General features: G+C 67.8%; 15 protein-coding genes. 6 read left to right on the forward strand and 9 right to left on the reverse strand.

From position 1 onward, the window contains the following. Nucleotides 1–68 precede the first annotated feature (68 nt). The 4 genes from EL337_RS14440 to EL337_RS14455 all read right to left on the reverse strand — a co-directional run bounded on the left by EL337_RS14440 (nucleotide 69) and on the right by EL337_RS14455 (nucleotide 15,185). Entirely contained in the window at nucleotides 69–6,494 is a 6,426-nt protein-coding gene (locus EL337_RS14440) for a type I polyketide synthase (protein ID WP_048630993.1), read from the reverse strand. Then, nucleotides 6,491–12,955, reverse strand: coding sequence for a type I polyketide synthase (locus EL337_RS14445; RefSeq protein ID WP_126316584.1), 6,465 nt, complete (start codon nucleotides 12,953–12,955; stop codon nucleotides 6,491–6,493). Before EL337_RS14445 ends, EL337_RS14440 begins: the two co-directional genes overlap by 4 nt. A gap of 35 nt (nucleotides 12,956–12,990) precedes the next feature. After that, nucleotides 12,991–14,610 (reverse strand): PfaD family polyunsaturated fatty acid/polyketide biosynthesis protein, encoded by a 1,620-nt coding sequence (locus tag EL337_RS14450; protein WP_048630995.1) that lies wholly within the window; start codon nucleotides 14,608–14,610, stop codon nucleotides 12,991–12,993. 215 nt (nucleotides 14,611–14,825) lie between these two features. Then, nucleotides 14,826–15,185, reverse strand: a complete 360-nt coding sequence (locus EL337_RS14455) for a hemophore-related protein (protein WP_126316586.1) — start codon at nucleotides 15,183–15,185, stop codon at nucleotides 14,826–14,828. A 224-nt stretch (nucleotides 15,186–15,409) separates the two neighbouring features. On the opposite strand from EL337_RS14455, the gene EL337_RS14460 reads away from it, so the two are divergent. The 4 genes from EL337_RS14460 to EL337_RS14475 are packed head-to-tail and all read left to right on the forward strand — an operon-like array spanning nucleotide 15,410 to nucleotide 20,503. After that, nucleotides 15,410–17,158, forward strand: a complete 1,749-nt coding sequence (locus EL337_RS14460; protein WP_048630997.1) for a hypothetical protein — start codon at nucleotides 15,410–15,412, stop codon at nucleotides 17,156–17,158. Between the two features lie 12 nt (nucleotides 17,159–17,170). Beyond that, entirely contained in the window at nucleotides 17,171–18,040 is an 870-nt protein-coding gene (gene rfbA / locus EL337_RS14465) for a glucose-1-phosphate thymidylyltransferase RfbA (RefSeq protein WP_048630998.1), read from the forward strand. Next, nucleotides 18,040–19,038 (forward strand): dTDP-glucose 4,6-dehydratase, encoded by a 999-nt coding sequence (gene rfbB / locus EL337_RS14470; RefSeq protein ID WP_048630999.1) that lies wholly within the window; start codon nucleotides 18,040–18,042, stop codon nucleotides 19,036–19,038. Before rfbA ends, rfbB begins: the two co-directional genes overlap by 1 nt. Nucleotides 19,039–19,054: 16 nt before the next feature. Next, complete coding sequence (locus EL337_RS14475; protein WP_048631000.1) at nucleotides 19,055–20,503, forward strand: sugar nucleotide-binding protein; 1,449 nt, start codon at nucleotides 19,055–19,057, stop codon at nucleotides 20,501–20,503. A gap of 3 nt (nucleotides 20,504–20,506) precedes the next feature. Here EL337_RS14475 and EL337_RS14480 read toward each other — a convergent pair whose 3' ends face one another. The 4 genes from EL337_RS14480 to EL337_RS14495 form a co-directional block, all read right to left on the reverse strand. Continuing rightward, entirely contained in the window at nucleotides 20,507–21,307 is an 801-nt protein-coding gene (locus tag EL337_RS14480) for a L,D-transpeptidase (RefSeq protein WP_048631001.1), read from the reverse strand. 102 nt (nucleotides 21,308–21,409) lie between these two features. Further along, nucleotides 21,410–22,048 carry a Pr6Pr family membrane protein gene (locus EL337_RS14485; RefSeq protein ID WP_048631002.1) on the reverse strand — a complete coding sequence of 213 codons (639 nt, stop codon included), beginning with the start codon at nucleotides 22,046–22,048 and terminating at the stop codon, nucleotides 21,410–21,412. Between the two features lie 41 nt (nucleotides 22,049–22,089). Beyond that, nucleotides 22,090–23,313, reverse strand: a complete 1,224-nt coding sequence (locus EL337_RS14490; protein ID WP_048631003.1) for a DUF7159 family protein — start codon at nucleotides 23,311–23,313, stop codon at nucleotides 22,090–22,092. Nucleotides 23,314–23,374: 61 nt separating this feature from the next. After that, nucleotides 23,375–24,328 (reverse strand): threonine ammonia-lyase, encoded by a 954-nt coding sequence (locus EL337_RS14495; protein ID WP_048631004.1) that lies wholly within the window; start codon nucleotides 24,326–24,328, stop codon nucleotides 23,375–23,377. A 58-nt stretch (nucleotides 24,329–24,386) separates the two neighbouring features. On the opposite strand from EL337_RS14495, the gene EL337_RS14500 reads away from it, so the two are divergent. Continuing rightward, a complete protein-coding gene (locus EL337_RS14500) occupies nucleotides 24,387–24,785 on the forward strand; it encodes an acyl-CoA thioesterase (RefSeq protein WP_048631258.1) in 399 nt (132 codons plus the stop codon). 91 nt (nucleotides 24,786–24,876) lie between these two features. Beyond that, complete coding sequence (gene speB, locus EL337_RS14505) at nucleotides 24,877–25,899, forward strand: agmatinase (protein ID WP_048631259.1); 1,023 nt, start codon at nucleotides 24,877–24,879, stop codon at nucleotides 25,897–25,899. Here speB and EL337_RS14510 read toward each other — a convergent pair. Then, nucleotides 25,883–26,764, reverse strand: coding sequence for a cyclopropane mycolic acid synthase family methyltransferase (locus EL337_RS14510; RefSeq protein WP_048631005.1), 882 nt, complete (start codon nucleotides 26,762–26,764; stop codon nucleotides 25,883–25,885). The genes speB and EL337_RS14510 overlap by 17 nt on opposite strands. Nucleotides 26,765–26,937 lie beyond the last annotated feature (173 nt).

A 26,937-nucleotide genomic window follows, 5' to 3' on the forward strand; every position in this document is an offset into this window, starting at 1 on the left:
TCGGAGACAAGCCGTCACATACCCCTCAGTGGGTGGGTATCTGTCCCTGAACGTCGCGTCGTCGCTCTTCAGATCACCCGCACACCCATCGCGTCGGTCGAGTAGATGCACAGGTCGTCGACCCAGAACGAGCCGTTGAAGACGATCAGGACACCGCGGTCATCCGTTGTCGCGGAGATGATCTCGATCTCCGAACGGGTCCGCGAGTTGGTCGGTATCACCTGGCCGCGGAACTTCCAGCTGAACGACTGACCCACCGCGACAGGTTCGAATGCCGACCCCTGGTCGGCCAGGCCTGACAGCCGCACCGCGGCGCGGGCCGCCTGCTGCATGGCCTCCAGGCCAAGCGAGCCGGGTTGCACCGGGTCTTGGAAGAAGTGCGCCTTGAAGAACCACGCTTCGGGCCGCACATCGAATTCCGCGACCAGCCGCCCCAGGCCGGCTTCTCCCCCGCCGGGCCAGAAGTTCACCCGGTCGATCACCTGCAGACGGCCCTGGGCCAGCCATGGGGCGCCGTCCAGCTCCTCGGCCCGGTAGGACAGCGACACCGGCGCCGGCGCGGAGAGTGCCTCCAGCGCAACTGGTTTCACCCTGAGTCCGACCTGGTTCTTGAGCGCGTCAGGGCTGAAGAATCCGAAGGCGGTCTTCATGGTCATGATCACGTCGTCGCCTTGCGTGCAGACGACGTCGAAGAACACGATCGTCGAGCCGCCGCCCTCGGCGAACCGTTCCAGTCGCGACGTCACCCGCAGCGTGCCGACGCCCGCAGGCTTGCGCAGCACGACGTCGCCGCCGTCGAGGTTCCGGAACACCACGTCATCGGGCCGGTTGGCGGCGAAGCCGTTGTAGGAGGACAGCCAGCCGCAGGGCTGCAGCAGAATCTCGATCAGCACCGACATCGGGACGGCGTCGGAGTGGGCATCCGTGAAATACCAGGCGTCGGCGGGCACGTCGTATTCCGCGACGACGGTGCCGTCCTTGGTCGGCACTCCGGGTGGGCTGTCGACGCTGATGATGCGCGACATGAAGTGGTACGGCTCGTCGGGTAGCCGCGGTGCGCGGCGGGTGCCGTCGAACGGGGCGTACAGGGCACCGAACGCGTCAGACGGCATACCGCGTCCGCATGCCAGCAGGGCCCCCTGGTCACCGCGAACATCCCTGGTGCCGGCCAGAATCTGCACCGGTCCCGGTGCACCGGGCGGCATCGGCCAGTCGGGTACCAGGCGCATCCCGAACCGGCGGCAATGGAAGACCTTGAAACCGTCGCTGCTGCACAGCAGGGCAGCGAAGATCGTCGGCGTCGGTCCGTCGATGATCTCTTCGACGAACACCTCGTAGTCGAGGGTGTGGTCGCTGTCGGGAGTCACCTGTCCCCGGCAGACGAAGCGGGCCGTCTCGTCGGGCACCGGTTCGAACCGCCAGCCGTCCCGGTCGATCGTGAATCCGTAGGCGGCCATGGCGAACGACAGGGCCTGGGTGGCCGCGTCGGCCATCAATGTCCCCGGCATGCAGGGATCGTTCTTGAAGTGGCCGTCGTAGAACCATGCGTCGGTCGGCACCGCGGCGGTCGCACGGAGATAACCTCTCCCCCACGGACCGCCGTCGGGGTCGAACTCGGCGACCTCGTCGAACAGCCGCAGCTTCCCGGCCGGAAGGCTCGGAGTGCGCGAGTGCGCCGCGGCCATCTCGAAACCGACGCCGAAGCAGGAGAACGCGTTTCCGCGGGTGAACGCCTCGAGGTCGCCAGGCCCGAAGGAACGCTTGGACGTCACCTGCGGACCCGCGTCACGCCGCGCGCCGTCCCGTGGGGCGTCGTCGGCGGCGTCCCACAGCACGCCGTCGGAATTCGCGAGTTCGGCGTCGGAGAAGAACCCGGCTTGGCCGTTGCGTACCGAGATGGCTAGCCGGTCCCCGATGTAGCAGTCGTAGTGGAAGAAGAACAGCCGGGTCGCACCGGTTTTCGCATGGCCGTCGATGTGGATGTCGTAGTGCAGTGTCTCGCCGCCCCGCGGGAGACCGCCCATGAATGTGAGGTCACATCCGAGCAGACGGTAGACCCGTTCACTGCGGTTGCTGAAGTCCGCGCCCAGCCAGGAGGCGAGCAAGAGGTCGGCCTGACCGGACTCGATCACCACACCCGGCGACATCCGGCCGTTGTGGATGTACCAGGCGTCGGGATCCACGTCGGTCTCGGTGACGATCCGGCCGGTACCCATCGTGCCGGGTTCACCGTGGATGCTCATCACACGATCGGCCAGCAGCAGTGGGGGTTCCGGCATCCGCACCAGACGCTCGTACTGGTCCAGTTCGGCGAAGATCGGACCCAGCACCTCCGAAATATTGCCGCCGGCAAGCGTTTCGAGCTGGGCTCTCGACCAGAGCGGCTCCCTGCTCGTCGGAGCCGTCGGAGCCGCCGGAGCCGCCGGAGGCGCCTGAACCGGTGGATCGAAGGGCGGTGGACTCTTCGGCGGCGTGACCGGCCGCGGTGCCGGGACCACCGGCGGTGGCGCGACGGGCGCGCTCACCCGCGCCATCGGAACCGGCGGCGCTACTGCGGAACGCGGTGATCGGCTACCCGCTGCCACCGCCACAAATGCTCCGCGCGCCTTCAGGAACGACGCATGTGCCTCCGCCTGTCGCTCCACGAACACGGTATGCGCCGCACTCATCGACGCCACCAGATTCAGCGCCGCGGTCGTCTTGTCACTGACCGCCGCCGCCGGCCTGTCGCTGATCGTAGCGACCGCGGGACGGCTCACCGGGCTCGTGTCGTAGTGCGCAGGCGCCGCCCCGGCGAACACCAGGGGATCGAGACCGGCCGGCGCCGGTGGCATGGCTTGCGACTGTGCGGGGTCCATTTCCGGCGTCCTTTCACGGTCCGGTTCGGTCACCGGCATGCCGGCGACGTCAGGCGTCGCGGATGCCGAGACGATGTCCGGCCAATGGGCTGTCAGCGTCAACGTGCGCGCGTTGCCCGCCGCCGGGGCGTCGGCAGGCGCACGCAGGTGTTCCATCCGGGCATCGAAGGTTTCGGTGTGGACCGGCACGCCGTGGACCCACAACTTCGACACGGTCTCGGCCAGGGCCCGCAGGCCGCGCCGCTCCTGCGGATCGAGCGCCACCACCACATGCGGACGGTCCCCGAGGATCTTCGGGATCGCGCCCGTGAGGATGGCGCGCGGCCCGTGTTCCACGAACACCCGGACACCGTCTTCCCACGCCTGGAGCACGGTGGCGGGAAAGTCGATGGGCTCCAGGGCCTGTCGGGTGATCGCCTCGGCCGCTGCATCGCGTGTCGGCGTGTAGGCCCGGTTGACGGCGTTGGTGTAGAACCGCACATCCGGCACGGCATACGTGTCCCGGGTGTGGATGTCGCGCCACGTGTCGGCGAACGGAGCCATCGCCTGGCAGTGGATCACCATGTCCAGCCCCAAGGGCATGGCACGCGCACCGTCGATCGCAGCGATCACCCGCCGGCAGGCCTGCGGATCTCCACCGATGACGCAGTCGTCAGGTGCCTGGACGATGGTCATGTACGCGCGTGGCTCCACCAGCAGGGCCCGCTCGACGTCCGGCCTCGGCGCGGTGATGCGCCAGCATTCCCACGGCGCCGGCTGCCCCGGGACCTCCCAGTGCGACGCCGCCACTCGGCAGGCGCCCGTCAGTTCGTCGCCGTACATGCCCGACGCCTCGATCTCGTCGAGCATCGGTTCCAGATCGCGCCAGATACCGAAAGCCAGAAGGGCATTGGTCTCACCCGAGGAGAGTCCGATGGCCGCAGCCGGCTCCAAGCCGAGGACGGTGCGGGAGAACTCGGCTTGCGCCTGGCAGACCAGTGCGCAACCGGTGAGCTGGGTTCGCGGGTCCAGTGTGGTGATACCTGCCCCGTAGAGCGCGCGTGCCAGTTCACCGACGCCGGAGAACCGCTCGGCGAGCACGTCGCCGAGTTCCGGCCACGCCAGTAACAGCTCGCGGCCCGCTCCCGGATAGGCCGCGGCAGCTCCGGTGAACATGAACGCCAGCTCGCCGACGATCGGGGTGTCGGCGAACGCGACGCCCATGCCCGCCGGGGACTCGCCTCGGCTCAGCCGCTCGACCGTCCCCTTCCGAAGCCCGTCCAGCGCACCTTCGGTGCCGGCGACCAACGAGCAACGCACCGGGCCGGTTCCGCCGGTCTCGTGCCGCCGGATCCGGCTCAACAGATCCGCCCTGCTGTCACCGGCATAGCGTTCCGAGATGGGCACGGCGCCGACGGACAGCGGCACGGGCGTCAGGTCGGCCGCGGACAGGGCGATCCCGTCGGTGTGGCCGCCCATCGACTCCAGCCGCACGGTCGCGTGCGCGCCGCCGGGTGCAGGTTGTGCTCCGTCGCGGTCCACCCGAACTCGTGCGCGCACTGCGGCGACTCGCGCGGCCACCTCGAGAGCAGCGCCGGCCGCGTGCGTGCGTCCGAATCGCCCGACGGCAAAGTTCGGTTCCGCGGCAGCCGGCAGAGACGGCACGCCGTCGGTATCGACCACAGCGATGATCTCGTCGCCCGCAGCTTCGGCGTCGGCGCGCCGCTTGAGGACGAAGGCGACAGCGGCGTCACCGTGAGCACCACCATCGGTACCGAGCGCGTCTGCCGCTGCGACATGTGCAGGCTCACAGCACATGTCGACGGCTCCGGCGACGACTGCGTCGAGCTCTCGGTGTCGCAGGGCGCGCACGCCGATCCTGATCGCGTCGATGGCGGACAACTCCTCGCTGGACACCGTGAAACCGAAGCCGCGGAAATCACGTTGGGCGTGGATGCGGTTGGCCGGGATGTTCGGCATGGTCCCGATGACGCCGTCTGCCGTCAGCTGCGGGGCGGAATCCTTGTTCGCGGTCAGCCACGCGTCGTCGGTGAGGTTGAGAACCCGCAGCCGTTGACGCGCAATGGTGGCGTCGCATCCCATGCCGACGATCACCCCGGTCCGGTCGGTGTCGGTGTCGACGCCCACGAGCGCTTGGGCGGCGGCCGCCAGCATCGCTGTCTGCTGAGTGAGGCTGCCCTGGAGTTCTCTGGGGGGAAAGCCGAGCCCGACGAGCTCGAGGTCGACCGTCTGGAGCGGAGTGGGTGTCGCTTCGGGCCCGAGCGCACGCTGGCGAAATGTCTCGGCGTCGGCGGCATCGCCGGTCACCACACCGATCCCACAGATGACGATGTCGCCCTCATCGCGAGGTGTCGCCTTCCGCGAGGCCACACGGGCTGGCCCGGAGTAGCTTTCGACGATCAGGTGGGCGTTGTTGCCGCCGAACCCGAAGTTGCTGACCGCCGCCCGTTTGATGTCCGTATCCCACGGAACGGCGATGGTCGCCAAGGTGTATGGGGTATCTGCGAGCGTCCCGGTCGGTTGATCGCACAGCGCCGGCGGGATCACCGATGCCTGCATGGCCGACAGTACGTTCACCAGGCTCGCCGCACCGGACACCGTGATGGTGTGACCCAGGTTGCCCTTCAGCGCACCCAACCTCAGCGGCACGTCACCGTAGGCCGCAGCGATGCTCTGCAGTTCCGTGGCATCGCCCAGGGGCGTACCCGTGGCGTGACAGTCGAGGTAATCGACGTCTGCGGGCGCGATCCCGGCCTGATCCAGTGCCGCCGTCATGGCCCTCGTCTGGCCGCCGACCGCGGGTGCCAGAAAGCCACTCTGGCGCCCGTCGTTGGACAGGCCGACACCGGTGATCACGCCGAGGATGCGCTCCCCGTCGCGTTCGGCGTCCTCGAGGCGCTTCAGCGCGACGAGCGCGGCACCCGCCGACGGCACCAGTCCGTCGGCTTCGGCGTGGAACGGGCGCGAGCGCCCCGATGCGCTCAGTGCCTGCAGTGCAGTGAAACCCAGGTGCAGGAACAGATCGTCCGAACCGTTGACACCACCGGCGAGCATCACGTCGGCGGTGCCGTCGTGCAGGGCGTCGCAGGCCAGCTTGATCGCGTACAGCGATGACGCGCAGGCCGCGTCGAGCGCGTACGCCGGTCCGGTCATGTCCATCGCGCGGGCCACCAGGTGCACCGGCAGCCCTGAAGAGAATCGGTTGCGCGGATCGACGGTGTCGCCGCCTTGCCAGACGCTCTCCACGAATGCGGTGTGCAGGGTGCTGGGATAGGAGAGGTTGCCGACGATCAGACCCGTTCGCGGAGCGGCGAGCGGGCCGCCGAGTGCCTGCCGTGCGCAGTAGGCGAGCCAGGACACCAGTGGATCGAGTCGGTCGAGGCCGGTGATCCTCACTGCGATGTCGGCCACATCGGGGGCTCCCGCAATGTAACCGCCGGTCGCCGAGGACACCCGCAAACCAGGGGCTCCGCTGGACTGCAGCACAGCGGGATCCACGCCGCGCCAGCGGTCGCGCGGCGTCGGCGTGAGCAGGCAGCGTCCGGCCAGGGTCGCGTCGAACAGCGCCTCAGGAGTAGTCGCGCCGGGTAATACGCAGCTGCGGCCGACGATCGCGACAGGGTCGAAAAAGGTCACGCTGTCGTATCCGCCGCAGGACCCACAGCGTAGAACTCCACGCCCTCAAGCGTCGCGACCAAGCTGCCATCCGTCGCCTCAAATGCGATGTCGAAGTCGAATCGGTTGTTGCTCCTCGGGTGTGCGGCGAAGCGACAGCTGAGGATGCCGCCTCCGACGAATGTGCGATGCAGAACGACGCGAGCGATTCGCTGCGGCAGAACAAGGGCACCTTGGTGCGTCGTGGCCCACAGAATGCCCAACTGCAGCCCACCATCAATAGCGGCAGCGTCGATGGCCCAGTCGTTGTCCGGCCACCCGAGGTGCATGACACCGTAAAGGGTTGCTGCACCACCCGCGGCCCCGAAAGTGTCCAGTGACTCGATGACCGCGAATCGCGGGCCGTGAAAGAGTGGGCCCGAATAGGCCTGATCCACGGTCATCGGCCACGCCGACCCGGAAAGTGGCGGAACGGACACCGCCGCCGGTGTGCCGGACGCAGGCTCCAGGACCGCGCGGTATCGCGCCCGGCCCTCGCAGTCGTGGATCGTCACGGTGTAGGACGACCCGGCCGGTTCGAAATCGATTGCCAGGTCCTGCTGTTCGCAGGCGGCGAACGTGACGCCGGAGAGCACCTGGAAGTCGCGGATGACGATGTTGTCGCTTGCCAGCAGACCGCGTGCGGCGCGCAGCATCGCGTCGAGCACGATCACCACCGGCACCACGACCCGTCCGCGGACCTGATGGTCTTCGAGCATGGGCAGCGTTTCGATCGACACGTCCCATTCCAGGTGCGCCGTTCGCAGCCGTGGTTCCGCGGGTGCAGCCACGACGACAGCGGTCGCCGGTGACCGCCGCAGCGCCGTGTCGGCGAAAAAGCGGGCGCCTTCGTCGATGGGGATAACGTCGACCCCGGCATCGAGGAAGCGGCTCTTGAGGGTCGCGTCGACCATGCCGCCGTCCCACGGACCCCACCCGAAGGCGCGGACGACGCACCCGTCGCCGCGGCGCGTAGCTTCGCGCGCCGCAATGGACTCCAGCGCCGCGTTGGCGGCGGCGTAGGCGGACTGGCCGGGATTGCCTGCCCGCGCCGCAATCGACGAGAACAAGGAGATGAACCGCAGGTCATCGGAGGTCGTCGCGTCCAGGAGTGCCTCTGCACCGACCAGTTTCGTGCTGAAGACCTTGACGAACTGGTCGTCGTCGAGGTCTTCCAGTCGCTTGTCGGCGAGGACGCCCGCGCCATGCACGACTCCGACGATCGGCCCCAAGCTCTGCCGCACCTCGTCGAGGACACCGTGCAGCGCGGCCCGATCGGTGATGCTGGCCGCGAAGTAACGTGCCGGCGTGCCCTGCTGCTCGGCGGTGGCGAGCGTGGCGCGGACTTCCCGCTCTGCCATCAGGCGCTCCGCCTGTTCACGGGCTTGCGGCAGGCTCAGTTGATCTCCGCGCGTACGCGCCGATGCCGCCAGCGCCGTGGCGATCTCGGCGACAGTGGTGCCCGACGGCTCGTCCGCCGTGGCGTCCCGCAGCGGAGTGCGACCGAGTAGCGCCAGCCGGAGACCGTGCTGTTTCGCCAGTGCCAGCGCGGACGCGGCTGTGACACCGCGCGCCCCGCCGGTGACCACGACGACGCCACCCTCGACGACACTGAGGGTCTCACCGTCGCCGACCGAGGATGCGATGCCGTCGACGGCGACCAGTCGGATGCCGTCGCCCCGCAGGGCGACCTCGACACCGCTTCCGCCTTGGAGCAGTTCAGCTGTCAACCGTTCGGCATCAAGGTGTTCGATGTCGACGGCCCGGACGGAGGCGTTCGGCCATTCCCACGCGGCGGTCTTGACCAGGCTCGCGACGCCGATCGGCGCATCCGTGCCGGCGAAAGTAGCGCCCGTCGACTGGACAGTGACGAAAAGCTTTGACTCGGAGTCGCTCTTGGCGACACTGCGCGCCGCATGGAAGGCGCGCACATGCATGTCGACGCAGTCGTCCGGTGAACTGGCGGCGGCAAGGGCGGCAAGGGAGATCACCGCGCTCGCCCGCTCGGGCAGCTCGTCGACGGCCTTGGCCTTGATCCCGTGACTGATCATGACGCGCTCGAGCGCGTCGGCGAATGCCGGCTCTTCGCGCGTGATGAAGACCTCGCCGTCGCGCAGACCTGCCATGGCAAAACCACTGGGCGGCACCGGCTGGAGCTCGGCCTCGGTGCAGGACAGACCACCGGACGGCGGACCGGATGGTTCCGAATCACGTTGTGTTGCGGACTGTTCGGTGCCGGAGTCGTTGCTGAACCCCGCGACAGTGTCGACGACGTCCTGCAGTGTGCGCAGCCCCGCCAACTCCGAGGCCGGAATATCGGGCGCTCCCGGATACTTCGCCTGAAGAGCGGCCAGGATCTCGACCTGCTTGATCGAATCGATCCCCAGCTCGGCTTCCATCTCCATCCCCAGCGACAACATATCCGCCGGATAACCCGTCTTCTCCGACACGATCGCCAACACCACATCACCAGTAGGCAGCGACGGCACCGGCGCAGACACCACCGGCGCCGGGGCACTGGCCCCATTGGTGAACCCCGCGACAGTGTCCACGACGTCCTGCAGTGTGCGCAGCCCCGCCAACTCCGAGGCCGGAATATCGGGCGCTCCCGGATACTTCGCCTGAAGAGCGGCCAGGATCTCGACCTGCTTGATCGAATCGATCCCCAGCTCGGCTTCCATCTCCATCCCCAGCGACAACATATCCGCCGGATAACCCGTCTTCTCCGACACGATCGCCAACACCACATCACCAGTAGGCAGCGACGGCACCGGCGCAGACACCACCGGCGCCGGGGCACTGGCCCCATTGGTGAACCCCGCGACAGTGTCCACGACGTCCTGCAGTGTGCGCAGCCCCGCCAACTCCGAGGCCGGAATATCGGGCGCTCCCGGATACTTCGCCTGAAGAGCGGCCAGGATCTCGACCTGCTTGATCGAATCGATCCCCAGCTCGGCTTCCATCTCCATCCCCAGCGACAACATATCCGCCGGATAACCCGTCTTCTCCGACACGATCGCCAACACCACATCACCAGTGGGCACCGACGGAACCGGGGTGGACGGCGACAGAATCGAAGTCGATACCGGCGGCTCTGTCACGGGGCTCGGGGACGGCACCATCACAGCTGCCGGCGCCGGCGCCGGGACCTGTTCGACCAGCGTCACCGACGCCGCGGGGCTCGGCGACGACACGACGGCAGGGGCAACTGACGGCGGCGCCTGGACGACCTCTTTTATTGCGAGTCTGGGTGTTTGGGGTGCGGGGTCGCGATCGCCCACAATCTCGGCCATCATCTGCACGGACACGTCCAGGAAGGCCTGGTGGCTCTGCGTCATCACCTCCAGGTAGCGCTGGTGCTGCTCGGCAGTCTCCTGCTGGATGCGATCGATGACGCTCCAGGCGTCGGGGGACACCATCGCGGCCGGCGCGGGCACGTGCACTTCGGGCGCGGCCTCCTGCGGTTCAGCTTCTCTGACGTGTACGGCAGGCGCCGACACCTCGACGGGGGCAGGCGCCGGGGATTCCATTCGCTGGACTACGTGGGTCATTCGGGATCCTTCTGCTGCCGCCACCGGCGTCGCCGGCCGCGCTGCGCGAACGCGCTTGGGCGTGATCGATGTCGTGCCGTCCACCGGCGGGTAGGGCTTGCCGAGATTCGCCCCGCCGACCAGCACGGCGTGCGCCGGGGCGGGGGCGTACTTCTCAGGCTCGTCGTAGTGGTCGAACAGCGAGACCAGGTCCAGTGCCACGCCGTCGGCGGCCAGAGCCGCCAACCCACGATGCCAACCGCGCAACCCGTCGGCTCGCGAACTGTCCAACGCGACCGCGAGGTGGGCTGCGCCGTCGAGGATCTGGTCGATAAGTCCGGTCAGCACCCGACCAGGCCCCACTTCGATGAACCGGGTGACGCCGTCGCGCGCCATCGATTCGATCATCTCGCGGAACCGCACCGGCTGCCGCACCTGATCGGCGAGCTGTTCGGCCACCTGCTCGCCGTACGGTTGGGCCGACGTGTTCGCGTAGACGGGGAAGCTCGGTTCCGCGAGCTTGAGCGTCTTGAGGTACTCCCCCAAGGGTGCGGAGCTCGCCGCCACCACATCGGAATGAAAGGCCGACGCCACCGGTAGGCGGCGCGAGGTCCAGCCTGCTTCTTTCGCCGCGGCCTCCGCCCACGCGATGTCGGGCGCATGTCCGGCCAGGACTACCTGTTGGGGCGCATTGTCGTTGGCGATCACCAACGATCGCGCCGACTCCGGTCGCGACTCCAGCAGTGTCCGTACCTCGTCGGCGCCGGCGACGATCGCCAACATGGCGCCGTCCTTGCCTTGGCCCGCCTCCGCCATCAACACGCCGCGCATCCGCGCCGTGGCGGCCAGGTGCTCAGCTGGGATGACACCAGCGGCGGCAAGGGCGGTGACCTCCCCGAAGCTGTGGCCGGCGGCGGCGTCCGGGGTCACGCCCAGCACGTCGAGCAGCGCGAGTTGCGCGAGGCTGGTGGCGGCAATGGCCGGCTGCGCGTTCTCCATCGCGGTGAGTTCAGTCTTCTGTGCACTGATCGCCGCCGCGTCGAACGCCGGCTCGGGGAACACGATCCGATGCAGATCGGTGAGATCACCATCGAGCCTGTCCCACACGGCGAGGGCTTCGGGGAACTCCAGGGCGAGATCGGCGCCCATCCCCACGTACTGGCTGCCCTGACCGGGAAAGACGAACGCCGTCTTACCGGTGCGCGCAGGACCCAGGCCCAGACAGATGTTGGCGTCCTTGAGCTGCGAGGTCGCACCGTCGGCCAGTGCCTGGCCCAGTTTCTCGGCAAGGCTCTGAAGTGATGCGGTATCTGCAGCCACCAGGCCCGCCCGCGCCGGCTGCGACGCATCGAAATCGTTGGCCGCTTCGAACGCGATGCGCGCCAGGCGTTCTCCGGTGCGTACGGCGGCGATGATGTCGGCGGTGCGTTGCTGCAGCGCGGCTTCTGTGTCCGCGCTCAGCACGACGAGTTCGGTGGGCAGGGTCCGCAGACGTTTGGCACGCCGTTCCCCGCGATACTCCTCCAGCGTCACATGGAAGTTGCTACCGCCGAAACCGAACGAACTGACCGCCGCGCGTCGGGGCTGATCGCCGGTGCGCACCCACGGGCGGGTTTGGGCGTTGATGTAGAAGGGTGTCTCGTCCAACCCGAGCGCCGGGTTCGGGCGGTCCACCTTCGCCGTGCCGGGGAGCGTCGAATGCTGCAGTGCCAGAACCGCCTTGATCAACCCGGCGGCTCCGGCTGCCGCTTTGGTGTGGCCTATCTGGGACTTGACCGAGCCGAGTGCGATGCGCGCCGAGTCGTCGGTGAACACGGATTTGAGTCCGGCGAACTCGGCGACGTCACCGGCTTTGGTCGCGGTGCCATGCGCCTCGAGCAGTTCCACCGTCGACGGTGCGTAACCGGCGTGCTCGTAAGCGAGACGGAGTGCCTTGGCCTGACCCTGCGGACGTGGTGCGTAGACGCTGGATGCCCGCCCGTCCGAGGAGCTTCCGATGCCCCGGATGACCGCATGGATCTGGTCGCCGTCCCGCTCGGCATCGCTGAGGCGCTTGAGGGCGAGCATGCCGACGCCCTCGCCGATGATCGTTCCGTCGGCGGCATCGGAAAACGGTCGGCAGTCACCGCTCTGCGAGAACGCGGGAGTCTTGGAAAAGCACATGAACATCATGACGTCGTTGAGCGCGTCGACGCCGCCGGTGAGCACCAGGTCCGCTTCGTGGAGGTACAGCCGGTGCAGTGAGGTCTGCAGCGCCGACAGTGAGCTGGCGCATGCGGCGTCGACGACGAAGTTGCTGCCGCCGAGGTCGAGACGGTTGGCGACGCGTCCGGCGACGACGTTGCCCAGCAGTCCGGGGAACGTGCTCTCGATCCACGGCGGATAGTGATCCGCGATGTCGCGGCAGATCTCGTCGGCCTCATCTTCGGGAAGACCGTTCTCCAGCATTGCCTTTCGCCAGATGGGCCGTTGCATCCGCGAGCCCATCTGGACCACGAGCTCCGTCGTCGACGCGACGCCCAGCACAATGTCGACGCGGTCGAGGTCGACGTCCACCCCGGAGCGCATTGCCTCGTCGAGCACCTTCCTGGCGGCGATGAGGGCGAGCAACTGCGCGGAGTCGGTGGCGGGCAGCGCGTTGGGCGGCAGGCCGAATCGGATCGGGTCGAAGAGCACCGGATCGATGAAGCCGCCGCGCTTGCAGTAGGTCTTGTCCGGAGTCTTGGGATCGGGGTCGAAGTAGTCCTCGATCAGCCAGTGCGACGGCGGCACGTCGCCGATGGCGTCCCGACCGCCGGTGATGGTCCGCCAGTACCCCTCGAGCCCGGGCTCGCCCGGATAGATGGCGGTCACTCCGACAACGGCGACGGGGATGGCGGGGGTGTTGCCGGGGCGCTGCTTCTCTTCGGTCATTGCACCTGTATCTATCCGGACGGGATGGACGGAACTTATCCGAGGGGACGGGGACGAAAATCGAAGGCGGAGGCGGGCATTGCCACACCGGCTGTTCGTAGCTGGCCGGCGCGCGTGACGGTGGCAGCTCCCTCGAGGAGGTTGAGCGCGATCTGGCGAACGGTGCGCGCCCCCACCGGTTCGAGGAAGCTGCCCCGCACCCATTCGTTGAAGGCGCCCATCGCGGGACCGCACCAGATCTGGTAGTCGGCACGCCGGGCGGTGTTGCCTTCACGTGCCCATTGCGCGCCGTTGAACAGATACCAGCGGAACACCAACGCCATGCGGTGCTTGGGATCAGACCGTGCACGTTCGATCTGCTGGGGGTCTCGGGTTGCGAAGAACGACTCGGTCTCGGCCCAAATCTGGTCGACGCCGAGTCCGAGCACTGCCGTCTCCAGGTTCTTCAGCGCGTCCGTGGGAGCATCGTCGAGCGAAGCGTGGCGTCGGTAGAAGTCACCCAGGCGTTGCGCGCGTTGGGCGAACATGGTGCCGCGCTTGAGCACCTGCACCGTCACCCCCATCTCGAACATGTCGGCGGCCGGCGCCATCGCGACATCGGTGGATTGGGCTGCAGCGAGCAGGCCGCGCGCATCTGCCGACAGGCCGCTTTCCAAAGCCGACTGATTGACCGAGCCGGTCAGCACGTAGGCAGCGCCCGCTGCGAACGCAGCGGCCACGGCGGCGGGCGTTCCGAGCCCTCCGGCCGCACCCACCCTCGGCAGGACGTCGTATCCGTAGTCGGCGGCGATGTCGTCGCGCAGGTCGATCAGGCGCGGAAGCAACACGGTCAGCGCGCGATTGTCGGTATGGCCGCCCGAGTCGGCCTCGGCGGTGATGTCCTCCGCGATCGGGATGCCACGGGCCAGGGCGGCCTCGTCCGCGGTGATGCGGCCTTCGGCAACCAGGGCGCGCAACATCGGCTCGGGGGCGGGCGAGAGGAACTGTCGCGCAACCTCGTCACGCGAGACTTTGGCGAAGATGCGCCCGGCCCGCATGATCCGTCCGTCGGTGCCGCGCCGCAGTCCCTTCACGGCGTAGAGCACGACCGCCGGAGTTAGCTGCATGAACGCTGACGCGGAGACGTACCGGACCCCGAGACGGTGGAAGAGGTCGACCGTCGCCAGTTCGACGCCGTCGCTCTGGACGTTGTGGATCAGGTTGGCGCCCCAGCCTCCGACGTCTCGTCCGAGCGCGCTCTGGATCTCCCGCACGCCCGCTTCGATAGCTGCCAGATCGAGTCCGGCGCTGCCGAAGAACGCCATCCCGCCGGCGCGCACGCCTTCGACCGTCATCTGCGGCGTCGCTATGCCCCGCGCCATCTCGCCGATCACGTACGGGAACCTCACCCGGTGGGTCGCGGTGAAGCTGCGGTCGCCCAACCATTCGGGGTAGATCGCCGGCAGGATTGCGAGCAGATTCTGACCCAGGATCTCGGGTGTCAGCTGCCCTGCGGGGTCCAGAAGGACCGGCTTCGGCCCATGAGCCGACCTGACGACAGCCACCGGCCTGCGGATCGCTGCGAGTGCCTCCGAGACTTCCGAGACATCCGAACGATCGAGCAATACCGTCGAGGCGCCGTTCGCATGATGAGACTCAGTCTGCGCTACACGCACGGCTGGGACTCTAACCGGTTAATTAACGCTGAGGTAGGTTTTTGACGACTCGGGTTGAACGAGCAATGACCGACGGCTCTCAGGAACGGCGCTGAACAAGGTGCAAGGGCTGACGCTTCACCGCTTGGCAAACGTTGTCGACGTCTCCAGTGGCGCCAGACTGCGGCGACCGGGACCTCCGGTTGCCATTCGGCGCGGCGGCGCCGGTGCGGGTGTCAGTAGCTCATGCAGGAACTGGCGACCTGCGACACCTGCGGGCCGATCATGGCGGTGAGGATCTGCTGGAGCTGCGGGTTGGCCGCCTGCTCCTGCGAAATCCGTTGCCGTCGCTGGTCCACCGGGAGCGCCAGGAATGACTGCAGGTTCGCCTGCATATCCGGCCGGAGGTTCAGTTGAGCCGCCAACTCCGGCGTCTGGGCATTCATCGCCGCGGTCACCTGCGCGTAGCTGCAGGGTGTGGTGGCCAACGCGTCGGAGAGCGGATCGGCCGATGCGGCTCCCACCGTTGCGGCAAGGCACGCCGCCGTCAGGCCGGCGGTCACGAGGACTCGCCGCAACCACTGTGTCGACGTCATAGGCGTGCGCTCTTCCTGTCGCGAGACCCCGTCGTCCGGGGTCCGGGCAGTCGTATCATCGCCCTCCGACACGGTCGGCGCAACACCCTGGTGGTGATGCCGGGCCTGTCCGACAGCATCCTTGTAGACGCAGACGTTAATTTTTGCCAGAAACGACAGGCTCTGCGTGTGACGGCGCGTAACATCCGCGTTCGGTACCACGGGGGAACCTGCGAGGAACAGGGATGTCGATGGATGCGGTTCGGGTTAAGGGTGGCCTGCTGGCCACCGCGTTCGTCTCGAGCGCTCTCGCGACGGCGACGCTCGGTGGAGCCCCGGCCGCCAACGCCACGTGCTTCTCCATCTTCGGGATAGGCAACGGCAACGGTTGCACGAGCAATGCCACGAGCTACGCGATCGCCATCGGCGACGGTGCGGTGGCCGATGCGTCCACCGGGTTCTTCGGCGGCGCCTTCGCCATGGGGGCCAACGCCCGGGCCACCACCGCCCTCAGTGCCTTCACCCTCGCGAACGCGGTCGGCGACAACGCGACGTCGGCCGCGATGTTCTCGCTGTTCTCCTTCCTCGGGCAGCTGGGAACGGGCACCACGTCGGTGATCGGCGGCCCCAACCTCGCCATCGGCATCTCCAACGGCACCGGAGTCCAATCCACCAGCGTCATCGGCGGATTCAACATCCTCGCCCACCTCGGTCCCGGATCGGCAGCGGCGATCGGCGGTACCAACCTCGTGCTCGGCTACTCGGGTGGCAGCGGAGCGCACACCGTCGGCGTCACGGGCCTGGGCAATATCGTCATGCAGCTGGGCCCGGGCAGCACCACCGCGGTCGGCGGTATCAACCTCGCCATCGGCGCCTCCCCGTGGGGCAGTGGCGCGCAGACAACGGTCGCCGGCCTGCTCGGCACCGTTGCGCTCAACATCCTCGGGAACGGCAGCGCGGTGACGCAGGGGTGGTTCGGAGGCGCGGTCAACCTCTTCGGTACCAGCAGCGTGGAAATGGCTGGGATCTTCGCCACCGCACTGAACATCCTGGGTAACGGCAATACCGTGCGGGTGCTCCCCCAGGCGCTGCTGAGCGTGGCGTTCGGCCTGTTGAGCAACGACGTCACCGTGGAGGCCGGCCCCGGCCCACTCTCGTTCCAGGGAGCCATCTTTCAGAACGGCATGGCCGTCGGCCAGGCCATCCAGGCGGCGATGGCGGACGCCTTGTCACCTGTGAACGGCGCGGCCTCCGCCGGTTCGCAGGCTCTCGGCAACGCCATGGCCGCCGCTTCGGCCGGCGACGTGCACGGTGCACTCTCGGCGCTGGCCCACGTGCCGAGCGCGGTTCTGAACGCGCTGCTGTTCGGCTACGACATCGACGGTGCAGGGCCCGAATCCGCTGTGCCCGGCCTATTCTCGGCCAAGGATCCGAACTGCACGGTGCAGTGCCACAATGGCGGACCGATCTATCAGTTGTTCGTCGGAATTCCGGCAGCCATCGCCACGGCGATCGCCAACATCACCGATGCTGCTGCGCCTTCGGAGGACACCGACACCACCGCGGCAACAGCATCGGCGGCGGTGGACGACTCCACGGCCGCACCGGCGACCGGGGACGACGGCGCCGCGGAGACCACGGGCGCCGACGCGACGACGGACGCGGGGCAGGCCGATGACGTCACAGCTACCGACGCCGAGGTGGTCGACGACACCGACGGCGAGGACAGCGACACCACCGACCTCGCCGATATCGAGATCGACAGCGACGACAACGACGACAGCGAGATCGACGATTCCACAGACACTTCCGAGGACACCTCGCCTGACGACACCCCGTCGTCGACGGCGCCGTCCAGCACCGACTCCGAGGACGCGCCGGGAGGCAGGCATGCCGCGCCCGACGACAGCACGTCGGGTTCGGCGTCCGGCTCCAGCACCACCGCAGGTGGCGGCAAGCACCGCGCGCCGGAGCGCGACACGGCGGCTGAGTAGCACGACGACGCCGTGAAGGGAATCATCTTGGCGGGCGGCTCCGGCTCGCGCCTGCATCCGATCACGTTCGGGGTCTCCAAACAGCTGATCCCCGTCTACGACAAGCCCATGGTGTACTACCCGCTGTCGACCCTGATGCTGGCCGGCATCCGGGACATCCTGGTGATCACGACACCGCACGACGCACCCAGTTTCGAGCGACTGCTCGGTGACGGGTCGCGGTTCGGAGTGTCGATCAGGTTCGCGCAGCAGGCCTCACCGGATGGGCTGGCACAGGCCTTCACGATCGGCTCGGACTTCATCGGCGCCGACAACGTCGCGCTCGTACTCGGCGACAATCTGTTGTACGGACCGGGATTGGGCACCCAGCTCAAATATTTCGCCGACGTCGACGGCGGCACCATCTTCGCGTACTGGGTGGCCGAACCGTCGGCGTACGGTGTGGTGGAGTTCGACTCCGGCGGCGTCGCGGTATCTCTGGAGGAGAAGCCGAAGCGACCGAAGAGCAACTACGCGGTGCCGGGGCTGTACTTCTACGACAACGACGTCGTGTCGATCGCACGCGACCTCGCCCCGAGCGCTCGCGGTGAGTACGAGATCACCGACATCAACCGCGCCTATCTGGAGCAGGGTCGACTGCGGGTGCAGGTGCTGCCCCGCGGAACGGCATGGCTGGACACCGGCACCTTCGACCAGATGACCGACGCCGCAGACTTCGTACGCACGATGGAACGGCGGACCGGCTTGAAGATCGGCGTTCCCGAGGAAATTGCCTGGCGGCAGGGCTTTCTCACCGACGACGAGCTGTTCGATCTGGCGACCGGCCTGGTGAAGTCGGGTTACGGAACATATCTGCTCGACCTGCTCGACAGGGGTCGCTAGTGGCACGGCTTCTCGTCACCGGGGGTGCCGGCTTCATCGGGTCCAATTTCGTTCACCACGTCATCACCCACACCGACCATCACGTGACTGTGCTGGACAAACTCACCTACGCGGGCAACCGGGCATCGCTGACCGGCCTGCCCGACACGAGGCTGACCTTTCTGCGCGGTGACGTCGCCGACGCTGAACTGGTGGACCAACTGGTCGGCAACGCTGACGCGGTCGTGCACTACGCCGCGGAGTCCCACAACGACAATTCGCTGGACCACCCCGACCCGTTCCTGCACTCGAACGTGATCGGCACGTTCACGCTGCTGGAAGCGGTCCGCAGACATGGCAAGAGATTTCATCACGTGTCTACCGACGAGGTCTACGGCGACCTGGCGCTGGACGACCCCGGCAGGTTCACCGAATCCAGTCCGTACAACCCGTCGTCGCCTTACTCCTCGACGAAAGCCGGCAGCGACATGCTGGTGCGGGCATGGACCCGCTCGTTCGGGGTCGCCGCCACAATCTCCAACTGCTCCAACAACTATGGGCCGTACCAGCACGTCGAGAAGTTCATCCCACGCCAGATCACCAACATCCTGTGCGGCATCCGACCCCGGTTGTACGGCGAGGGCCGCAATGTTCGCGACTGGATCCACGCCGACGACCACTCGTCGGCGGTGCTGCTGATCCTGGAACGAGGCCGCATCGGAGAGACCTACCTGATCGGCGCGAACGGTGAGAAGGACAACAGGACCGTCATCGAGTTGATCCTCACCATGATGGGTCAGGATGCTGACGCCTATGACCGCGTCCCCGACCGTGCCGGTCACGACCTGCGATACGCCATCGACCCGACGAAGCTCCGCGATGAACTCGGATGGCAGCCCAGGTACCGCGATTTCGCACACGGCCTCGCGGCCACCATCGACTGGTATCGCCACCACGAGACGTGGTGGTCCCCCACCAAGGACGCCACCGAGGCGTTCTATGCCCGCCTCGGGCAATGACAGACGAACGGGACGAATGACCGAACACGGTAAGGCCGCCTTGCGTGCCGTCAGCACACCGATTCCCGGACTGACGCTGTGGCAGATGCCTGTCCACGGCGACAACCGCGGATGGTTCAAGGAGAACTGGCAGCGCGCCACGATGGTCGCCGCCGGGTTGCCGGATTTCGGTCCGGTACAACACAACATCTCGTTCAACGACACCGCAGGTACCACCCGGGGAATCCACGCCGAGCCGTGGGACAAGTACATCTCGGTGGGGTTCGGACGGATCTTCGGCGCCTGGGTGGACCTGCGCTCCGGCCCCACCTTCGGCACAGTCTTCACCGCAGAACTGGACCCGTCGCGGGCGGTGTTCGTGCCGCGCGGCGTCGGCAACGCATTCCAGACCCTGGAGCCGCGGACCGTCTACACCTACCTCGTCAACGACCACTACTCCCCTGACGCCCGCTACCCTTCGGTGCATCCGGGCGATGAAACCCTGGCCATCAACTGGCCGATTCCGCTGGAGCGCGCCGAACTGTCGGCCAAGGACCTGGCTCAGGGAAGTCTGGCCGAGGTCACCCCCGTAGCACCCCGGAAGACGTTGGTACTGGGCGCCGGTGGGCAACTGGGCCGCGCGCTGCGCGGCGCCTACGCCGATGCACAGCACGTCGAGTACGCGGACCGGGCCGACCTCGATCTCACCGGTGAGGACCTGGAATCGGCCCGCCGTTGGCGCGACTACGACACCATCATCAACGCCGCCGCCTATACCGCGGTCGACGCCGCGGAGACCGCCGAAGGGCGCGTTGCGGCCTGGGCGGCCAACGTCACCGGTGTCGCGGCGCTGGCGCGGGTCGCCTCCGCTCACGGCATCACGCTCGTCCATGTCTCGAGCGACTACGTCTTCGACGGGACTGCGACGCGTCCGTACCGCGAAGACGACCCGATGGCCCCACTCGGCGTCTACGGGCAGACGAAGGCCGCGGGCGACCAGATCGTGTCCACCGTCCCCCGGCACTACATCGTGCGCACGTCGTGGGTGATCGGTGACGGTCGCAACTTCGTGCAGACCATGTTGTCGTTGGCAGACAACGGCGTTGACCCGTCGGTGGTCGACGACCAATTCGGTCGCCTGACGTTCACCCCGGAACTCGCCCGGGCGATTCGGCACCTCACCGAGTCCGCGGCACCATACGGGACCTACAACGTCACCGGGTCAGGCCCGATCTGTTCGTGGGCCGACATCGCGCGACGCACATTCGCCCTCGCCGGACACGATCCCGGTCGGGTAACAGGCGTGTCGACCGCGGCGTACTTCGCTGCGAACGCTGCGGGTTCGACCGCGCCTCGCCCGATGCGCAGCGCGCTGGACCTCGCCAAGCTCGAGGCCACCGGCTTCCACCCCGCGGATGCCGAGGACAGCCTCACCAGCTACGTCCGGGCCGATACCCGCGTCACCCTCGGCGCCTTGTCGCCGTAACGCCTAGGCCTGGACGATGATCGGGTCGCCGATCCCGACGGTGTCGAAATACCACGCCGCGTTGTCCGGGCTGAGGTTGATACAGCCGTGGCTGACGTTGGCGTATCCCTGAGAGCCCACCGACCACGGCGCAGAGTGCACGTAGACACCGCCCCATGTCACCCGGACGGCGTACTCCCCCTTGATGAGATAACCCTCCGGGTCGTCGAGGGGGATGCCGATGGTGCGCGAATCGAAGGTGACGTTGCGTTGCTTCTCCAGCGCGGTGAACTGCCCGATGGGCGTGGGGAACTTGGCCTTACCCATGGAGGCGGGCATCTCGCGGGCCACGACGCCGTCGATGCTGACGGTGAACGAGTAGTCACTGAGATCGGCGACGCTGACGACGGACGCACCTGTCTGGAAGCTGGTGGCGAAGCCGCCCACCGACACGGTGATCGGCGTGTGGGCCGGCAGGAACTCCGCCGGGGTCCACTGCAGCAGGTCATCGTCGAGCCAGGCGAATGAGCCCGCCACCGGCGTCGGGGCGCCGGCAGCCGTCACGGAGACGGAGCGCTCGGCCGCGGTTCTGTCCCCGACCGGCTCAGTGAACGTGACGGTCACCGGGTGGGCGACTCCGACGGTCTGCCCGGACCCAGGCGACACCCCCGCGACAGTCGTCGCTGCTGTGGAGCCGGCCAGGCTGGACGGGACGGGGCCGACCAGGGACAGGCCGGCGAGCAGCGCGGCGCACCAGATCACCGACGACGTGCGACGGGTGATCCCGCGGGTGAAACGCGTTTGCTGCAGACGGGGTCTCAGCACATTGCCATCCTAGTTCGTCTCGCCCGACTGCCACGGCGTTCGACCGACGCGGCAAATTCGGGTTGCCTATGCAGAACTATCGATCCTGCGATTCCGAACGTTTCACGGGGCTTCTGCGCGCACCGTCGCCGCGCCGCGGTTGACGGCCAGCAACGCATAGCCCAGGGCGAGAACGCACGCAGCCAGGGCGGCCACGTTCAGTGCGACCGCGGCCGCTCCCACGGAGCCAGGGTCGAGGAAGTAGTAGGGGGCGCGACGGCCTGCATGATTGAGCACGAGTAACGCCGCAGCCAGATACGCCGCCGGATATGCCAGCCAGGCGACGGGTTGCCACCACGCTACGGGCCTCACACCGCGCCCGACCAGGAGCCAGTCACTCAACGCCAGCACCGGAACCACGACGTGCAACAGGAGATTCGCCGGGGTGTATCCCATGCTGTGCTCGGTGAGGAAGAGGTTCCAGACCACACCGGCCATGGTCACGTACAGGACGACCGCGCCCCGCACACCGATCCGGGCATCCGCGCGCGGCGTCACCAGCGTCCACAGGTAGTACGCCGCCGCCAGCAGATTCGCCTGGTAGGTGAACGTGATCAGCCGCCACCCCACTCCCCGGCTCGACGTCAGTTCGACGGTGAGCAGCGCGGCGACGACACAGGCGATGATCGCCACACGCAGGCCGATGCGCAGGGACGGGGAAGCGGACGGGGCGGCAGCTGGATCGGAGATGGGCAAGCTCACCCCCGCCAGAATATGCGCTGGATCCGGGTGGCGCCCGGTCGCTACTGCCCGGGGTACACCGGCGGGACCGGCGGCGGTACGACCGGCGCGGGGGCCGGCGACTCGTCATTGCCGCCGGACAGGCGGTCCCGGATCCGTTGCAGGAGTCCGGGTCGTTCCTGCGGTACGGGCGGCGCCACGACGGGCGCTGGCGGCAGGACAGGGTCGGGCGGTGCCGTCTCGGCCATCGGCGCCTGCTCGGGAGCGAGCGGCGGCTCGGCGACGGGTGCTTCCTCGACGACGGGGACGGCCACCTCTGGAATGACGACCTCGGCGGGCGGCGGTGGCGCGGGCGGCAGTGGGGCCGCGGGCACCGCGCGGGGCGCGGCGGCAGGGAAAGGAGCCGACGTCTCTGCCGCTGGGGTGGGCCGCGGAGCGGCTGGGTCGGGCGCCAGCTGCATGGCCGCCGCCACCGAGACCGATGCCACGAACGTCACGGCTCCGGCCACGAGCATCGCGGCCGGGGCGATCCGGGTGACGCGCTTGGTCGCCGGCTGCCGCTCGATGTCACCGGGTTCGGACCACCCACCGAAGTCCGCCGGTTGCGCACAGGCCAGCGCCGCGCCACGCGCCAACGCGAGCTGCGCCTCGTCCGGCGAGAACACCGGCACTTCCAGGGCGTCTTCGAGGATGGGCAGCAGGCCGTCGAGATCTTCCGCCGAGCCGACCAGCACCAGAGCTTCGGGCTCCCAGTCGGCCTTGGCGAACACCGAGCTGAGCCAGCCCACCAGGTCATCCTCGGTCACCACCGAGTGGTTCACGGCCGTGTGCACCGTGCTCTCCGACCCGTCGGGACCGTCGTCCACGCTCACCACCAGCGCGATGAGCTGTTCGGGCTCGATGACACAGACTGCCGTGGTCGGGTAGCCCATGACCACCGCGATTCGTCGTGCCAGGGCGTCGGTGGCCTCTGACAACCGGACCGGAACGATGTTGTCGAAGCCGGAATCGCTGAGCGACTTCAACAGCAGCGACGCCTCGGCGTCCGAATCGTCACTCCAGGTCACACCGATGGAATGCACCCGATGCCCGGATTCGGAGGCCAGCGCCTCGGTGCGCCGCACGGCGGCGACCGCCCGGTTGGACGTCTGCAGAGCCTCCGACGGACCGGAACCGGTGACCTCGAATCCCGTGCCGTCGATCGTGGCGCCGTCGACGTCGTGCCCTTCCACCAGGACCAGGCCGACGGACGTCGGTGTCACAGACAAGCCGAGAACCGCGTCCACGTATCACTCCTTCGACAACCCCGGGTGACCCTACCCGCAGCTCCCCCGACATCGCACACTCTCAGGTGTGGTCATCCTCGGCGAGGATCTGCTGCAGCATCCGCGGTTCGATGTTGCCCCCGGACAAGATCAGCGCCGTCTCCCCCGGCGGTGTCGCGCCCTGTCGGTACGCCGCCAGCGTCACCGCTCCGCTGGGTTCGCTGACCATCCGGGCGCGATACACGAGTTCCCGGACGGCCGAGCGGATCTCCGCCTCGGTCACGGTGATCATCCCGTCGAGGACGTGTTGCAGATGCGCGAACGTCAGCTCCGACGGTTGCGAGCGCAACCCGTCGGCGATCGTGCGGTTGCGATCTTCGATGGTCCAGTCGACGCGGTGGCCTTCGCGCAGACTCTGCGACGTGTCGGCCGCGAGCTCAGGTTCGACGCCGTAGATCCTGGCCCGCGGACACAGCGCGCGGATCGCGGTGCCGATACCCGAGGCCAGCCCTCCGCCGCTGACCGGGATCAGCACGTTGCGCACCGAAGGCAGATCGGCGGCGATCTCCAGGCCGATGGTGCCCTGACCGGCGATGACATCGGGATGGTCGAACGGTGGGATCATCACGCCGTCGGTGTCGGCGCGCACCTGGTCGGCGACGATCTCCCGCTGCCCCGCGCCACTGAGCACCACCCTGGCCCCGAGGTCGCGGGTGGCCTGGATCTTGACGTTGGGCGTCTCCTCGGGCATCACGATGTGGGCACGCAGCCCGAATTCGGCGGCGGCGTACGCGACCGCCTGGGCGTGATTGCCGCTGGAGTAGGCCACCACGTCGGACGCGGTGTCCTTCACCGAGCTGACGGCGTTGAAGGCGCCGCGCACCTTGAACGCGCCGATGGGCTGCAGATTCTCGGGTTTGATCCACAGCGGGCGCTCGTCGTCACCCCAGCGGGCGCGCAGCAGCGGCGTGCGCACCACGTGCGGGCGGATGCGTTGCGCCGCGGCCCGCACATCGTCGATCGTCACCAGCTTCATGGCCGCCAGTCTGGTACACCGCCCCATCTCTAGGGTGGTGCGGGTGAACGACTTCTCGATGGCTGTCGTGCCGCGGTACGCCGAGGTGGATCAGCAGGGTGTGGTGTTCAACGGGCACTACCTCACCTGGTTCGACGAAGCCTGCACCGGTCTGCTCGACGACCTCGGCGTCGCGTACCCGGAGTTGATGGCGGGTGGCTACGACTTCCAGGTGGTGCACAGCGAGATCGACTTCACATCCCCGGTGCGGTGGCGCGACGCGGTGCGCATAGCGGCCGAGTGCACCCGGGTGGGGTCCACCAGTTTCACGATCGGCTTCACGGTGTCGGCCCGCACCGCGGATGCGGACGAGCGCGTCGCGGTGCGCGGGCACAACGTCTATGTCGTGGTGTCGACCGAGGACTGGGCGAAGCGGGCGGTCCCCGACGCGTTGCGGGCGGCCTTGACGCGCACTTGACCGGTCCGGGGACCGCCGCAGCGGTACGGTCGTGCGCATGGGCGGCCATCACCACGAAGACCACGGGCACCACCGGGAGATCCCGCCGGGAATGGCGGAGCAGCTCGACCTCGCCTATGCGGGTCTGGCGTCATTCGGTCACCGGCCATTCCTGACCGAGGTCGATCAGCTCGACTCGTGGAAACCGGACGCGGCGATCGTCGGCGCCCCGTTCGACGTCGGCACCACCAATCGGCCGGGTGCGCGGTTCGGTCCGCGCGCGATCAGGGCCACCGCGTACGAACCGGGGACCTATCACATGGACCTCGGGCTCGAGATCTTCGATTGGCTCGAGGTCGTGGACTTCGGCGACGCGTACTGCCCCCATGGTCAGACTGAGGTGTCGCACAACAACATTCGGGAGCGGGTACACGCGATCGCCTCGCGCGGGATCGTCCCGGTGATTCTCGGCGGCGACCACTCGATCACCTGGCCCGCCGCCACCGCCGTCGCCGACCACCACGGGTACGGCAATGTCGGCATCGTGCATTTCGACGCGCATGCCGACACCGCCGACGAGATCGAGGGCAACCTCGCCAGCCACGGGACGCCGATGCGCAGGCTCATCGAATCCGGCGCGGTGCCCGGCTCGCATTTCGTGCAGGTGGGCTTGCGCGGCTACTGGCCGCCGCGGGACACGTTCGAGTGGATGCTCGAACAGAAGATGACCTGGCACACGATGCAGGAGATCTGGGAGCGCGGCTTCAAAGCGGTGATGGCCGACGCCGTGAGTGAGGCGCTCGCCAAAGCCGACAAGCTCTACGTGTCCGTCGACATCGATGTGCTCGACCCGGCACACGCACCGGGCACGGGAACCCCTGAGCCTGGTGGCATCACCAGCGCCGACCTGCTGCGGATGGTCCGGCAGCTCTGCTACGAGCACGACGTCGCCGGTGTGGACGTGGTCGAGGTGGCGCCCGCGTACGACCACGCCGAGCTGACGGTGAACGCCGCCCACCGGGTGGTGTTCGAGGCGCTCGCCGGCATGGCCGCCCGCCGCCGCGACGCCGCCGAGGCCGAGCCGGGTCAGCCCGCGCGGTTCTACCGCGACCGGGGGACTACTTCTCCAGAGTGAACTGGCAGATGTCGGTGTAGCCGCCGCGGAACAGGTCCGCGCAGCCGGTCAGGTACTTCATGTACCGGTCGTAGACCTCACGTGACTGGATCTCGACCGCCTCGGTCTCGCGCTTCTGCAGCGCCTCGGCCCAGATGTCGAGCGTCTTGGCGTAGTGCTCGCGGAGCCGCTGCTCGCGAGTCAGCCGGAAACCGGCCTTCGCAGCGTGGTCGGCGACGGTGGTGGGCTTGGGCAGATCCCCGCCCGGGAAGATCTCGTCCATGATGAACTTCGAGAACCGCACGAGGCTCATCGTCAGCTTCAGGCCGCGCTCGGCGAATTCCTCGTCGGTCGGCTTGATGATGGTGTGCAGCATCATCACGCCGTCGTCGGGCAGAACGCGGTGCGCCATCTTGAAGAACTCGTCGTAACGGTCACGCCCGAAGTGCTCGAACGCCCCGATAGAGACGATGCGGTCGACGGGCTCGTCGAACTGCTCCCACCCCTGCAGGAGGACCTTCTTGCTGCGCGAGCTGCCGCTGGCGTCGAGAGCCTTCTGCACGTGGGCCTGCTGGTTGCGGCTCAGGGTCAGACCGATCACGTTGACGTCGTACTTTTCCAGCGCACGCAGCAAAGTCGCGCCCCATCCGCACCCGATGTCGAGAAGGGTCATGCCCGGCTGAAGTCCGAGCTTGCCCAGCGACAGGTCGATCTTGGCCCGCTGGGCTTCTTCGAGGGACATGTCGTCACGCTCGAAGTAGGCGCAGCTGTACGTCTGTGTGGGGTCGAGAAACAGCCGGTAAAAGTCGTCTGACAAGTCGTAATGCGACTGGACGTCCTCGAAATGCGGCTGCAGATCCTGAGATCCGCTCGTTGCTTCTGGCAAAATTACAGGCCTCTGAGATTCTGGATTCTGGTCGGTTGACGGCGCCCGCGTGGTGTGGCGGCCCGCTGTTCGCGCAGTTTACGGAGCGTACCCGAGAGTCACCTGAACAAGTGAATCACCAGCGCCTGTCGTACAGCAACAGACGAGATGACGAAATCGGGACGAATTACCCG

Origin of the sequence: Mycolicibacterium aurum (genome assembly GCF_900637195.1) — a bacterium.
Taxonomy (GTDB): Bacteria; Actinomycetota; Actinomycetes; order Mycobacteriales; family Mycobacteriaceae; genus Mycobacterium; species Mycobacterium aurum.